This window comes from Sporosalibacterium faouarense (assembly GCF_016765695.1).
GTDB classification, from domain to species: Bacteria; Bacillota; Clostridia; order Tissierellales; family VENL01; genus Sporosalibacterium; species Sporosalibacterium faouarense.
Window position 1 is genome coordinate 1 of sequence record NZ_JAETGO010000081.1, and the last position, 15,093, is coordinate 15,093.

Annotated in this window: 17 protein-coding genes; all 17 read right to left on the minus strand. The window is 30.4% G+C overall.

The annotated features are described in order from the left end of the window. Positions 1-693: immunoglobulin-like domain-containing protein (locus JMO20_RS20660; protein WP_202710511.1), on the minus strand; the 693-nt coding region annotated here is incomplete at its 3' end. A gap of 318 nt (positions 694-1,011) precedes the next feature. Further along, positions 1,012-1,881, minus strand: a complete 870-nt coding sequence (locus tag JMO20_RS14985; protein ID WP_202710512.1) for a YitT family protein — start codon at positions 1,879-1,881, stop codon at positions 1,012-1,014. A 26-nt stretch (positions 1,882-1,907) separates the two neighbouring features. Next, positions 1,908-2,678: a WecB/TagA/CpsF family glycosyltransferase gene (locus JMO20_RS14990; RefSeq protein ID WP_202710513.1), complete on the minus strand. Its 771-nt coding sequence runs from the start codon at positions 2,676-2,678 to the stop codon at positions 1,908-1,910. An 18-nt stretch (positions 2,679-2,696) separates the two neighbouring features. Then, the gene (csaB, locus tag JMO20_RS14995; RefSeq protein WP_202710514.1) at positions 2,697-3,791 is read right to left on the minus strand and encodes a polysaccharide pyruvyl transferase CsaB; all 1,095 of its coding nucleotides are present in this window, start codon (positions 3,789-3,791) and stop codon (positions 2,697-2,699) included. Between the two features lie 35 nt (positions 3,792-3,826). Then, positions 3,827-4,327, minus strand: coding sequence for a DUF4330 domain-containing protein (locus tag JMO20_RS15000; RefSeq protein ID WP_202710515.1), 501 nt, complete (start codon positions 4,325-4,327; stop codon positions 3,827-3,829). 5 nt (positions 4,328-4,332) lie between these two features. After that, positions 4,333-5,457 (minus strand): glycosyltransferase, encoded by a 1,125-nt coding sequence (locus JMO20_RS15005; protein WP_202710516.1) that lies wholly within the window; start codon positions 5,455-5,457, stop codon positions 4,333-4,335. Positions 5,458-5,483: 26 nt separating this feature from the next. Then, on the minus strand, positions 5,484-6,698 hold the full coding sequence (locus tag JMO20_RS15010; protein WP_202710517.1) for an O-antigen ligase family protein: 1,215 nt from the start codon (positions 6,696-6,698) through the stop codon (positions 5,484-5,486). 4 nt (positions 6,699-6,702) lie between these two features. Further along, on the minus strand, positions 6,703-7,116 hold the full coding sequence (locus tag JMO20_RS15015) for a hypothetical protein (protein ID WP_202710518.1): 414 nt from the start codon (positions 7,114-7,116) through the stop codon (positions 6,703-6,705). A gap of 32 nt (positions 7,117-7,148) precedes the next feature. Next, complete coding sequence (locus JMO20_RS15020; protein ID WP_202710519.1) at positions 7,149-7,637, minus strand: DUF4330 domain-containing protein; 489 nt, start codon at positions 7,635-7,637, stop codon at positions 7,149-7,151. A gap of 273 nt (positions 7,638-7,910) precedes the next feature. Continuing rightward, a complete protein-coding gene (locus JMO20_RS15025; RefSeq protein WP_202710520.1) occupies positions 7,911-8,477 on the minus strand; it encodes a coiled-coil domain-containing protein in 567 nt (188 codons plus the stop codon). Positions 8,478-8,596: 119 nt separating this feature from the next. Next, positions 8,597-9,007 carry a GtrA family protein gene (locus tag JMO20_RS15030; protein WP_202710521.1) on the minus strand — a complete coding sequence of 137 codons (411 nt, stop codon included), beginning with the start codon at positions 9,005-9,007 and terminating at the stop codon, positions 8,597-8,599. Continuing rightward, entirely contained in the window at positions 8,977-9,963 is a 987-nt protein-coding gene (locus tag JMO20_RS15035; protein ID WP_341534040.1) for a glycosyltransferase family 2 protein, read from the minus strand. The genes JMO20_RS15030 and JMO20_RS15035 overlap by 31 nt, the downstream gene beginning before the upstream one ends. A 21-nt stretch (positions 9,964-9,984) precedes the next feature. Continuing rightward, complete coding sequence (gene wsfD / locus JMO20_RS15040; protein WP_202710523.1) at positions 9,985-12,285, minus strand: glycan biosynthesis hexose transferase WsfD; 2,301 nt, start codon at positions 12,283-12,285, stop codon at positions 9,985-9,987. Positions 12,286-12,417: 132 nt separating this feature from the next. After that, the gene (locus tag JMO20_RS15045) at positions 12,418-12,768 is read right to left on the minus strand and encodes a type II toxin-antitoxin system PemK/MazF family toxin (protein ID WP_202710524.1); all 351 of its coding nucleotides are present in this window, start codon (positions 12,766-12,768) and stop codon (positions 12,418-12,420) included. Then, the gene (locus JMO20_RS15050; RefSeq protein WP_202710525.1) at positions 12,765-13,046 is read right to left on the minus strand and encodes a CopG family ribbon-helix-helix protein; all 282 of its coding nucleotides are present in this window, start codon (positions 13,044-13,046) and stop codon (positions 12,765-12,767) included. Before JMO20_RS15050 ends, JMO20_RS15045 begins: the two co-directional genes overlap by 4 nt. Before the next feature lie 155 nt (positions 13,047-13,201). Beyond that, a complete protein-coding gene (alr, locus tag JMO20_RS15055; RefSeq protein ID WP_202710526.1) occupies positions 13,202-14,377 on the minus strand; it encodes an alanine racemase in 1,176 nt (391 codons plus the stop codon). A 76-nt stretch (positions 14,378-14,453) separates the two neighbouring features. Then, positions 14,454-15,083, minus strand: a complete 630-nt coding sequence (locus JMO20_RS20150; RefSeq protein ID WP_243414767.1) for a LolA family protein — start codon at positions 15,081-15,083, stop codon at positions 14,454-14,456. Positions 15,084-15,093 lie beyond the last annotated feature (10 nt).

The window sequence follows — 15,093 nt, forward strand, 5'->3', positions numbered from 1 at the left end:
TATATCTCCATCATAATTATCATTTGCTATTGCTCCTGCTTCTGTATATGTATCTCCTATATTTAATTCTATGTTGTTATTTCCAGTCAATGTAATTATCGGTTTTGTTGTATCTTCTACATATATTGCTCTAGTTACTGTTGCTTCATTGTCTGAACTATCACTTACTAGATATACTGTCTTATATTCTCCTAATATTTCTGTATCTACTATACCTGTTGTCGTAATACTTTCTGTTATATCTCCGTCCACATTATCTATGGCTATCGCTCCTTCATCTGTATAGCTTGTGCCTACCTCCAGTACAATTGCCTCATCCCCAATTAAACTAATATGTGGAGATGTTACATCTAAAGTTGTTTCTAACAACAAATCACTCCATGCCCCTGTCGTATCTTCTATCTTTGCTCTAACTCTATAAGAGTGACTTGTCCCCTGTTCTAAGCCCATATGTTTATAAACAGTGTCTATTCCGTTATTTATGACGACACCATCCACCTCTATCTCATATGCTGTTACCCCATCTACTGGAGTCCATTCTACAGTTATTGAGTCTTTAAAGGCTTCTATATTACTAATAACTACTTCTTCTATTCCAGTCAAAGCACTTACTTTAAATGTGTTTGGTAATAAAATCAGGATTACACATAAAATAAGAGCCAAGACTCTATCTATAGTTTTTCTTCTTCCCACGGCATGACCTCCCATGTATTTTAATATGTAAATATAATATACATATTGTATGATAACAAAATCTTTACGCATATTTTGTCAAAATTTGTAGTTTGTAGAAAATATTTTGTATTTTTTTGGATTATATGGTCATTTTCGTTACTTTTTCTTGTATTATTGTAATAGTTTTGAATTATTGTATTTATTTGCTATCATTTTTAGTAAGCTGTATGATTCACTAATTAATATAGACATTCTTGATTTCTTAAAAAATAAAAACAGGGTAGAGTGCATCAATTTTATGATACACTCTACCCTGTTCAAATATTTATATAGTTGCTATTCTGATGAAATTTCCTTAAAGCCTTCTCCTAACACTTCATGAATATCTGCTACCATTACAAAGGCTCTATTATCTATCTTATTCACTACTTCTTTAAGCTTTGTCACTTGTGCCCTGTTAACAACACAAAGAAGAACATCTCTATCTTCACCAGTGTACATTCCTTGGCCTTTAAGAACTGTTACACCTCTATCTATTTCGTCAAGAATTGTTTTACCCATTTCCTCCGGGTCATTTGAGATAATCAAGAATGCTTTGGCATAGCTTATTCCTTCTTGAATTATATCAATAACCTTAACCAAAATATATAGAGCTAAAACAGAATATAGTGCCGTCTCAATATTCTTTCCTACTATTCCCGAAGTAGCAACGACACATAAATCAATTATCATCATATATGTTGCTGTAGTAAGACCTGGTGAAAACTTATTTAATATAGCCCCAGCTAAATCCGTTCCTCCTGTTGTTCCTCCAAATTTGAATACTATACCTAATCCTATACCTATCAAAACTCCACCAAAAACTGAAGCAAGTAGCATATCAGATGTAGCCGACGCCGTTGGAATAAATCTTATAGCAAATGATAATGCTAATGTAGCATATAAGGTTTTAGCGCCAAAGGATTTTCCTAAAATCAATACCCCGCCAATAAATAATGGGATATTTATCACCAAGTTTGTTACATCTACTGGAATAAGCCCATCTGTAACTTTCTTGATGACAATTCCAAGTCCAGTAACTCCACCAGGAGCTATAGTATTGGGATCTAGAAACATATTTATTGCAATAGCCATAATAACTGTTCCAACAGTAATGCCTAGATAATCTATTACATATTTATACCATCTTCTTTCGTATTTTTTCATTTGTTACCTCCTAAAAAATATATAAATTATTCCACTATTTTTTCCCTTGAGAATAATACCATAAGTACAAATATAGGCAATACTATCTGTCTCTTTATTCTCTTAGGGTCCTTCATTAATCTATAAAACCATTCTAAGCCCATTTTTCGATATATCTTTGGAGCTAGCTTTACATTACCCGATAATATATCTATCGTACCTCCATTACCTATCATTACCTTACAATTTAACTTTTCCTTATTCTCATTAATCCAGATTTCCTGCTTAGGTGCCCCTAGACCAACAAATAATATATCTGCCTTTGATTTATTAATCTTATCAATCACTTTTTGCTCTTCTTCATGACCACTATGACCAATATGTGCCCCTTTAAAGAAGCCATGATTATAACCGCAAATATTTATATTAGGATATTTCTCTCTTATCTTTTTACTGGCAGTCTCAGCTATACCCTTCTGTCCTCCCAATAAAAAAACTTTATATCCCATTTCATTTGCTAATTTAAGCATTTCAACCGATATATCGAAACCTGTTACTCTTTCTGGAAGACTATTTTTCTTAATCCTAGAAGCATATACTATTCCTATTCCATCAGCTATTAGCATATCACCTTTATTAAGAATTCCTTTAATATTCTCATCCTTTTTAGCTAACATTACCATTTCTGTATTAGGCGTATATATAGCTTTAGGTTTACTTGAATCTTTATCTTCTAAGAAGCCTTTTATCTTTTCTACAGCTCCATCAAAAGTTATCTTATTTATCTTTACCCCAAGTACCTTAATTAAATCTTCCATAATAGCACCTACCTTACTTTATTCATTCTCACTTTCTAACAACTCTATTACCTTTTCAGATACGTTCAATACCTTTTCTTTCAGCTCTACTTTTCTTTCAGCCAATTTATTTTTATATTTATCCCTATTATTCCAAACCTCTTCTATACATAAACATAAGTGAGTAAAATCAAGTTTATTTATATCTCCACTATTAACTCCATCAATCAACTGTAAAAAACCTTTTATCTTGGGGTCATATTCTATTCCTACCACTGGAACATTAGCTATTGCACCAAAAATTAGTGCATGTAGTCTTATTCCTATTAGAATTTCAAATTTCCCTATTATTCCTAGTACTTCCTTAGGTTTATAATAATTTTCTACTACATAGGGATTAGTTTCACACATTTCTTTAATTTCCAACGAGAATTCTACATCATCTGGATATTTCATAGGTATTAATACTACTCTTCTATCTTTAGTAGATAAATAATCTACGGTTTTAGCTATAACATTTTTAGTTTTTTCATCATTTGTCCATCTTCTAACCGAAATTCCAATAATTTCTTTATCTTTAGGTATACCCTCTATATCCATTATTTCATCTATTCTCTCTTCATTGGCAGGTTCCATTGTAAATGCAGCGTCTGCTGCTACAATAACATTCTCTGTAATACCAATTTTCTTTAATTCTTTTGCTGACTCCTCATCCCTTAATGTTATTAAATCAACTTTATTGACTATTTTATTAATAAGCAATTTATTCAACTTCTTCTTTACAGGACCATATCCATTACAAAAAAACATTACTTTCTTTTTAAAAAACTTCGCAATAAAAATCAAGCTAAGATAGAATATCAATGACCTACTACTGGTAACATCCTGTAATAGTGAGCCTCCTCCACTTATAAGCAAATCGCAGTCCCTGATATTTTTTATGATATCGAATAGCTTTGATCTACTTACAGGTGACACTCCATGAACACCCTTTGTATATTCGGCATCATATGTTAGTGCCGATATCTTTAAGTCTTTATTTATATTTTTTAAATTACTAATAATGGAATCTAAAATTGCGTCATCACCACAATTTTTAAATCCATAGTATCCAAAAACAAAAATCTTTTTCATGGGTTTCTTCCTTTCATAATACTAGAACAAATTTTCTAGTATTCGATTCCGTAAATAGTAGATAAGAATGTAATCATTCTACTCCTAATTATTATAGATTGTCCTACATGGACTTCATCATTGTATGCCTTAATTTTGTCATTAGTCACTAGACCTTTAGTCTTAATAATGAGGGTTAAGTTATATCTACCTGGAATTTCGCTTTCTATTACATTTCCTTTTTCGTCTGTAGTCGTCATAGTAGCAGGTTCAACTATCTTATCAACTACTTCACCTATTGTATTGCCACTAGATAAGACACTAAACACATCACCCTTTTCAACGCTATCAACAGATACGTCTTTTATACCATTTACAAAATATTTTATAGTTAACTCTTGTTCAGTTTCTGTTTGCTGAACTACATTATTACCATCACCGCTTCCAGCTTTATAATAAGCAAATCCTCCAATCAAAACAACTACTACTAAAACTATAGCTAAGTCAATATAATTTATTAGCCCAAACAATCTTCCTTTATCATCTATAAGCTTCAATTGTCCTACCTCCTTTTTAAGAGCCTTTCATATATAGTTAATGTTTCTTCCGTCATGGATTTTATGGAAAAATATTTTTCAACAGTACTTCTACCTAGTACACCTAAATCTCTTCTATCTTCAGAGTCCAGCTCGTATAATACTTGCTTTATATCATTTTCAAGAGATTCTTTAGTTATATTGTTTTCAACTGTTCTTCCAGTGAAATTATTAGAAATAGCTAACTCTATATTATCCTTATTTAATAGCCCCATATACCCTTCTCCACCAGCTAAAATAACTGGTCTTTTACAGGCCATTGATTCTAATGCTGTCCTAGATACACAGATTGCAACATCTCCTAAAGACATTATATCAGCTATATCAGTTCTTTTCCCAAGTAGATACATGAAAGGTTTGTCGAACCTTGAATTCACTTCGTTAACTAACTTTTGAATTCTCTCAAAATCATCTCCAGAACCAGCAATTATTAGCTCTATATCTTTATTATCCTTGTATAAATCCTGGCCAACCTCTATAACAAGCTCCAATAAAGTTGCCAAGTTACCTTCTATTCTACTTATATACACAATCTTTTTTGAATTTTCCTTTAGCCCTATATCTTTATATAGTGTTGAAACATTCTCAGAAAACGAGAACTTATCTGTGTCAATTCCATTGGTTATAATTGTGATCTTTTCTTCATCAACACCAAAGTTATCCATTAAGTGATTCTTAATATCCTCACTTACACTTATTACCTCCTCGCCCCAAAATGACATATATTTGTATAATCCTCCGTGGACAAATTTTGCGTGGGCTGAAGTCATAAAAGGTAATCTATTTAATATTGATATTATTTTACCTATAAGTGCTGGTATTCTTCCATGGGCATGTATAATCTGAATTTTTTCATCTTTAATGGCTTTTTTCATCATTGTCAATGATTTAATTATACTTTTAATATCCTTTTGGTCTAAAGGAGCATCATAATGTGGAATATTCTTATCCAACAATTCATCAACATATACTCCGCCAGAGGAAATGACAACAGGATTATGTCCTATATTCTTAAGTTCCTTTGCCAAGCTGACTACATGGGTTTCTGCTCCTCCTATATCAAGCCCCATGGCAACTAATAAAATATTCATGAATATCATCCTTCTTCTAATTTTTCTTACACTTCTAATTTAAGTTTCTTTTCTTCATTGCTATTTAAAACATAATAGTTTATCAAGATTCCTACAATAAGCCAAAATGCCATTATTATTTTGGGATTAAAGAATATATGTTCCGCTATACCATGGACTAAAATGCCCGATAATGATGCAGCATACGCCGCAGTAAAAATTCCTATAAACCTGCTTTCACTATTAAATGATAGTTTTATACTCATCTTCATTAAACTGAAAATTAAAAGTAAGAACACTATTATACCTACAACTCCCATCTCTATTGCGATTTGAAGATACAAGTTATGGGTGTGATATGGTGCCATAGTTCTTATATATAGTGGTATAATTTGCTGAAAGGGAATATATCCCAATCCTATTCCAGAATACCAAAAATCCTTCACAATATTAACTGACTTACTTAAAAGATTTAAACGATATATAATGGATGTATCCTGAAAACTACCTAGTGTCATAACTCTATGAATTATTGATGCTGGTAAAAATAATACACCTACCATACCCACTGGTATCAACGCTAATAGAGCCTTTCTATTTACTAGGAATAAAAACACTATTATACCGACCATCAATCCTAACCATCCACCCCTTGAGTAGGTTAATCCAATAGTTATTAATATAATGAACGTTGCTGCACTGAAAAATAATCTTTTAAATATACTTTTATTATAAAATATCAGTGCTAGACCAACTGGAAATATCATTATTAAATATTCTGCCAATAGATTGGGATTTTCAAAGGTAGCAAATACCCTTGTTGTTAGATCAGGATTCTGTGTTGGGTCTACCCATCCACTTCCCATCTCAACACCGTTCACGTATTGACTAATTCCATATATTGATACAGTTAGTGCTACCAAAACTAAAACTACATTTATTAGATACATATCTTGCTTTGTTTTTCTACTGTTAGTAAATACAAAAATCATCCCCAAGGAAGCCATATGTAGCGAAAAATCTCTAAAGCTCCCATTTGGATCAATGGATAGAACAGTATTTAGAAATACCAATATCCCAAATATAAGTAGAAAAATATTCGCAGGTGTATAGTTAAATTTAAAGTCTCCATCTATAATGTAATATATCAGATAAATGCCAACTACGCCTATTGATACTAGCAATAATTGCATGTCCGATAAATAAGGTAATCCGATAATAAAGAAAATTATACTATATATAGGGCTTATCCATTCTTTCATCATTTCACTCCTCAGGTTCAAATACAAAAACCTTAACTAATATTGCTCTCATAAGACTATTTTTAAAGGTTGTCTTAAGGTTTATAAACACTTTATTATTTCTATTCTTAGGCTTTACTATATTACTAACTCCCTTGATAATTAAACTACCATCTCTACCTTTAGCATAGAGTCTATGGAAAAAGCTTATTAAGTTTCTAATTATTGTTTCTATTCCTTTTATAAAAAAGCTTTTATTAGCATATGGGTCTTTATTTCTATTTCCTAATAATATTTTATATATCATACTATTTTTAAAGTAATCTTCTAGCTTACTTAGAGTTCTATTTATTACTTTACATGTAAAGCTACTCTTATAGTACTCAACAAATATATTGATTAATTTTAATAAAGCTCTTAATATTACACTATTTTTCATAACAAACACTCCAAATATAAATTAGAAAGCTCTTATTTAACAATATTAATCACATCACAATCAAACACATATAAGTCTGACTTTAGTCTAGTTTCTGATCCAATATACATTGGTTTTCTTCCAATTAATATTCCTTCCTCAGTGACCAAAGCAGGACTCTTTAGCTCTAAAACAACATCGTATTTTCCTGGAATACTTTTAAACTCAACTTTTCCATCTTTACCAATTACCAACTCCTGATGAGGCTCCACACTACTCTTGCTTAAAACTTCTCCGAACTCAGACCCTCTAACAGAGTCTAGTAATATGTCACCCTCTGTAATCGCTTCTACTAATCCACTACCTATATCTTTAACTTCGATAGTTACAGAAATCTCTTCTGTATAGTCTTGAGTTGTATTACTAATCTGACTAAACTTATATACTCCTCCAAAAACCATAAGCAAAACTATCATTAAAACAGCAAAGTCTACAATATTTACTTTACCAAAAATTCTTCCTTTCTTATCTATAAGTCCCATTCTATTACCTCCATACTTAGATTTTAAATTAACCTAATAAAATGACATAATTTAATTACGTATATCTCTACAGAATTAATATCCTTTAAATAGCCTATAAAGTCATCTTTTTATAAATCCTAAAATATTATATCACAAATCCATACCTATGATTATATCACAGTTTGTAAAATTATAATCAAGCTTATGTAATTTAGCAAAGATACGGGAATTTAATTAACGATAAAATAGCTGTAGATTAACTACAGCTATCCATATCTTAATATTACAATACTATTGTATCCTATAGCTACCTCTAACCATTAATATCGCTGTCTCAACAGCATAAACACCTCTACCATCACTTCTAGGTACTATCAATAGATGATTAGGTGTTATTGCCTCTCCCATTGGAATGTCTTGACCACCTGTTACATCGGAAAGTCCTCCAAGCTCACTTGCAATTGCTTGAGCTTGTCCAGCTCTGAGGATTATTTCAGCCCCTGCGTCACAAACCAACATCTTACCTTTTTCTAATGTAACTACCTCTAGATTTGAACCAGCAGACCCTGATTGATTCTGAAGCTGTTCTATTTTTCCTTTTAATTCACTATTCTCAGTTTTCAATGTATCTATTTCTGTTTTATTATTAGTTATATTTCCATTAACTTCCTCTATTTTACTATTTACATAAAACTTTATTTGTTCTAGTCTTTGCTCCACAAAACTTAATGTTACTAATGGATCATTTGTTGACCCTGGTTCTGAAAATGTGGCATTAGCTGCAATAACAAATCCTGCTGACATTCCTGTTACTATTACTGATATCAATAGTTTTCTTTTTATCTTTTTAAAATTCAAAATAGCTACCTCCTTTTAAACTATATATAATCTACAAGGTTATGTATCTCTCTAGTATCTATTCGACGCTATTTATAAATATCCTGTAATTATAAAGTATTTTCTATTAGTAAAGTTTGCTAATTAAGTCTTTTTTCCTTCTTGAAAATATAAAATTTAGATAAAACATAGTTTATTATTACAACAAGCACATTAACTACTAATTTACTTATTACTTGATCCATATTTATCAGCTCTATAAGAAGCATTAATCCAAATATATCAAAAAAATATGTGAGAATCCTACTTGATAAAAACTTTAATCCTTCTAATGACATTTCCTTTATGGATTTTGCTCTAACGCTAAAAACATAATTGCGATTTGTGAAATAAGCAAAGATTACTGACACTATAAAAGCAATTGAAGTTGCTATTTTAAAGTCTATATTTAAATAAATAAGCAAATAATAAACAATAAAATTTATTAGTGTGGTAAATACACCAAATATAGTATATAATCCTATTTCTCTAATTGATTTTTTTCTTGACATATCTGCACTCCAGACTTATATAAAATCTTATTATCATTGTATTCATCAACAAAGTATAGAGGTCTTTTTTTTGTTTCATTAAAAATTCTACCTACATATTCTCCTATTATGCCTAAAGAAATTAGTTGAATCCCACCTAAAAACAGTATCACAACCATCAATGAAGGATAACCCTTTACAGGCTCATTCCATATCAGGGTTTTCACTATAATAAATATCATATATATAAAGCTAAAGAATGAAATGCTCAATCCAAAAAATGATGAAACCTTTAGTGGTGTAGTCGTGAAGGATGTAATTCCTTCAATGGCAAGGTTGATTAGCTTCATATAATTCCATTTTGTACTTCCAGCTGCCCTAGGATTTCTATCAAATAGAATTTCTTTTTTGTTAAATCCAATCCAACTAAACATTCCTTTTGTATATCTCTGATTTTCTCTAAATCCTTTGAGTGCCTCTAATGCTCTCTTATCAAGTAATCTAAAGTCTCCAGTGTCTTCTTGTATAGGGACGTTAGTCAACCTTTTTAGGATTCTATAAAAGCTATGTGATGTTAGTTTCTTTAACCAAGACTCACCTTGTCTACTCCTTCGCTTAGCATATACATCGTCATATCCTTCTTCCCAATACTTAATCATTTCTGGAATCAAATCTGGTGGATCCTGTAAATCTGCATCTAAAATAATAACTGCATCACTTTGTACATAATCGAACCCAGCAGCCATAGCTATTTCTTTGCCAAAATTTCTAGATAAATTTATATAGGATACTCTAGAATCTTTTTTATGTAGTTCCTTTAATAGCTCTCCTGTCCTATCCTTACTTCCATCATTAACAAATAAAATCTCAAAGGAATATCCTTGAACTTGTTGAATTACTTCAATTAATTTATCATAAAGCATAAATAGAACATCTTCCTCATTGTAAGCAGGAATTAAAATACTGATACTTTTGATAGTATTACCCCTCTCTGTTTTTTATTTGATCCTAATTTCATAAGGTGATTTCTCAGTTCCTTTTCCGCCAACTATTTTAATATCATCAGTAATATAAATAGCTGGAATAACAGCTATATTCTTAACATTTGCATCCTTATGGTATATTAAGCCATCAGTATCGACGATTCTTACCATACTTGAGCTACTATAATATGGAGTTCTAAGCCAATACTTCATTTTTACTTTTTTATTATTATAGCCAAAATACTTATTAACCCTTATATTATTCTCAAAAACGTAATTCACCAATTGATGTATATCTAATAAAAACACTTTATCATTTGATGTCATATAATATGCTTGTTCATAATTCTGATCTGCAATTGACGTAATATTTATCCAATAATGAGGTCGGGACCCTCCATCTTTTCTATCTAAATCAAATGCAGACAAAACATTTCTGTTATTTACTGATAATATAGCATTCTTTTCCTCTTGAGTAAATTCTGTTAAAAAACCATTGCTTTTATCTTGATTCAACCATTGTCTTATATCCGAGGTAGCCCAAAGATTAGAACCATAGTTATCCATATCATCATTTAAATTCTCATCTATATGGTCAAATTCATTAATTTCAACTATTTCATCAGACCAAAGTAGATACCCTACATTTTCGTTATAATTTATTACCTTCCAATCTATAGATTCTTGATTATATGTTCCAAATTTAATAGTATCTCCTATATCTACATTGTCATCAACCTTTGCAATATTTATTATAGGTGGAATACTAATAATGATTGCTATTGCACTTATGATAGTTATTAGAGCTTTTTTATCAACATTGACTTTTACATATTTTTTTATATTCAATTGACTTACTCTTACTAGTAGCCAAATTATTCCTAAGAAAATCATGAAATCAAAGCATGCATTAAATAAATACATATGCTTTACTATATCAGCTTCACCATTACCTATTATTGGTATGGCAAACTGACTTCCGGCAATTAAAAACAATAATGATGCACCTAATATGCTAACTAAATTAGATTTACTTTTTTTATCAGATCTTATCCATTTAATAAGCTCATAAATTAGAATACAAGCAAATAAAATAAATAGTAAAATAATTATTAGAAATGCTGAGCCTACAAATTGTTTTCTAATATAACTCCAAGCAGAAAATCTATTAGTTAACTTAAGTCTTTCTATATAATCAACCTTACGATAATTGCCAAGATATGGTGGACTCATCATTATGCTACTTTCAGCGGTTATCTTTAGCTTATCTATAAACCTTGTTGGATGCTTTAGATAAAACTTTAAGACCTCAAAATGGGATGCATTGTCATAAACTGCTTCTTTAAATTCATCGCTATATATATTATAACCATTATGATATAGATATCCGTGGGTATCCTTCAAAACTAAATATTCTTCACTTATACCTAAATCTCTTAAATCTTCTTCTGGAGTTGGAGAATCTTTTAATACTCCGAAAAATATAGAGTGATAATTAGTAACTTTTCTCATCCAATCGGGAGATTTAGTGTAAAAGTGCATTGATGTAATTATTAAAGCAATAGATAAGACTGAGATAGTTATTCTAATTTTTAAGTCCTTCTTCAAAAGAATAAAGCTTAGTCCAAAAATTGCTATTAAAATTCCCATGGGAGAATTGGCTACCTTTGCACCTACAAAAATAAAAGCTGCTATATAAAACGATATTATTGAAGGTAAATTTGGACTTTTATTCTTTATTATCCATAATGTCATGGCTATCATCATAAATAGGGATGTGATAATTGTAGCTTCTCCAAAAAAAGAATTAAAATAAATAATATATCCTATATCACAAAACATAAAAATCATAAGTCCAAAAGCAATTATTCTATGGACAGCTTTTTTTATTCTTAAATTCATATAAATATAATAAAGTGATATTCCATATATAATTATATATACTATAGCTAGAAATCTGATATCAAATATCCTATTATTTAATCCCATAATCGTTTTAACAATAATATTCAATATCATTGCAACTTTAATAATTATAAATTGTGTTGAAACATACTCCTCTTCATTTGGTATTGAAGGACTGATGACATTTGAAATATACTCAAATATATTATTACCTTGGTTCAAATTTATGTCATATTCATTATAAAAATAGAAAAATTTCTGATAATCATTAATTTCTAATCCCAAAGGTTGTATTACTCTAAAATAATCAGCATTATCGGCTAATCCAATAAAAGGTTTAAACAGCAGTAATCCTGATAGTAGAGTAATTAAAAATAAAAAAACAAATATTTTTATGTATTTAGTCTTCATTAGTTCCTCCTGATCTTTTCTAATAATCAATATTATGATACCACTAAATATGTCTTTTGCATAGTAATCTTACTATTTCTTTCAATATTTACCAAAAATAAAAAGAGCCTGGATATCTTCCACGCTCGTATCTTAAAAATCTATTAAGCCCATGCTAATTTTTAAGCATTCATTTACTTTATTCATCATATCTTCATCGAAATGTCCGACCTTTTCTCTCAACCTCTTCTTATCTATAGTTCTAATTTGTTCTAATAATACCACTGAATCCTTAGGTAATCCATAGTCAGAAGCCTTTATTTCAATATGAGTGGGCAGCTTTGCCTTATTAATCTGTGAAGTGATAGCTCCAACAATTATTGTTGGACTATATTTATTGCCAATATCATTCTGTATCACTATCACAGGCCTTACTCCACCCTGTTCTGAACCTATAACAGGGCTTAAGTCAGCATAGAAAACATCTCCTCTTTTAACAATCACAGTTTTTCACACCCTGTCAAATTATCTTCATATTCACATAGAGCTTTGTAGTCTGCTTCATATCCTACTTCTGATAGTACTAAATTTAAATTCGCCATTTCTCTATATCCACTTTTTAGTTCTTCCCTTAGTTGAACCTTTCTTCTCTCTCTAATATATAGCTTCATGGCCTCTCTTATAAATTCACTTCTATTCCTCTTCTCAATGGATACAATCCCATCAATTTCCTCAAGCAAACTATCTGGCAAGCTAATCATAATACGTTTTGTCTCGGCCATTAGAGCACCTCCAAAAAAATAAAGCAATATTTGTTTTAAAAAACATTATCCACCATTATAGCATATTCATATATATAGCAGTATATACTCGATTATATATTATCTCTTATAAGTGTGTCAATCAAAAGGTCAATTTATACTCCCTATTAAATATATTATTCTAATAGATAATCTTTTATATCTATAATTTCTCCGTTTTTCACATAAACTCTAGGGACTCTCCTGCTAATCATGCATACTATCTCATAATTGATAGTATCTAACTTCTCAGCAATTTCATCAATATGTGGTGTATTATTTTTCCCATTTCCGAATAATATTACTTCATCTCCAATATTTACATCACCAATACTTGTTATATCAACCATACATTGGTCCATGCATATTCTACCAATAATTGGAACCCTCTTCCCTTTTATAGTTACTTCTGCTTTACTCGTTAACATCCTAGTATATCCATCGGCATATCCTAATGGCAAAGTGCCAACCTTTGTTATCTTATTAGTTACATATATATGACCATAGCTAATACCTTTACTTGATTCTACCGTCTTAACATTTGAAATACAAGCTTTTAAGGTCATTGCTGGTTTAAGATCAACATTCTTTATCTTTACTTCTTTAGAAGGATAAAGTCCATATAACATAATACCAGCTCTAACCATATCCATATTATACTCCTTCAAATCAATTATGGCAGCACTGTTTGACACATGCTTTATAGGTATCTCTATGTTCTTTTTCTGTAGTCGATTTACTATCCACATAAACTTACTAAACTGTTCTTTAGTTTCTTCTTTATTTTCTTCATCAGCCACAGCAAAATGAGTATAAATGCCCTCTACTTCAACATTTGGAAGCTTTCTGATTTTTTCTATTTCATCAATAGTTTCGTCATCAACCTTATACCCCAATCTTCCCATTCCAGTATCAATCTTAATATGAACCTTACTTATAGTATCAAGCTCCTTTGCAATTAAAGACAAAGTGTGAGCCTGATCATATGTATATATAGTTTGAATTATTCCATATTTAAGTACACTAGCAGCTTGATAAGTTGGTGTATAACCTAATATCAATATAGGATCATCAATCCCATTTTCCCTTAACTCAATTGCCTCTGACAATGTGGCTACAGCAAGTCTATCGGCACCATTTTCTAAAAAGGTTTTAGCAACAACAGAAGCGCCATGTCCATAACCATCAGCTTTTACTACTGCAGTTATCAAAGTGCCTTTCTGAGTATTCTTAACTACCTCATTAATATTATGTGCTAAATTATCCAAATTTATCTCTACCCAAACAGGTCTCGTATTTTCTAATAAAGACAATTTTATCCCCCTTTTACAGTATAGTTCACTTACTTCATATTTTTTTACTATAACTTTTGTCAATATTACAGTTTATTCAATTAGTTTGTAAATCAAATAACTCATCCTTAATATCAACATTGTATTTAAAATCTGAATAATATACTTCTATAGTCGAATTACCTTCTTTATCAAATATATAGAGCTTATAAGGAACAAAGTTCTTCTTGTTTATCCATATTTTCTCACTTTTTCTATATTTATTATCTTCAGGTATATCGACAGTAATTACTATCTGCTCCTGATTACTCAAGATATCAGACTTTAATTCCCTATGTTTTTCTGTTATACCTACCCTAAAAAAGTACCCAATAAAAGTATTCATATCCATAAACCCAGATTGACTATCAAAATGAAAAGTCTGATTTATTTGAGGATGCTTCAACCAAGTCTCACTACCATTGTATATAGTCATCATACCCTTACTTTCCTCAGGTTCGATGATTTCTATTAAATATTTATCTGGCTTTTTATAGATATGCTTAGCTTTATATTTACGAGAAGCATCTTCACCTTTTATCAATATAGTCGCTGTACATTCATAAGACTCCATATTATTAAACTGCTTTTGTATCTCAGTATATATTTCCTCATTAGTTGGTTCTTTACATCCACTGGATGTAAAGGCTATTGTCAAAATAATTAAACCAACCAATATTTTTTTCATTAATAATTTC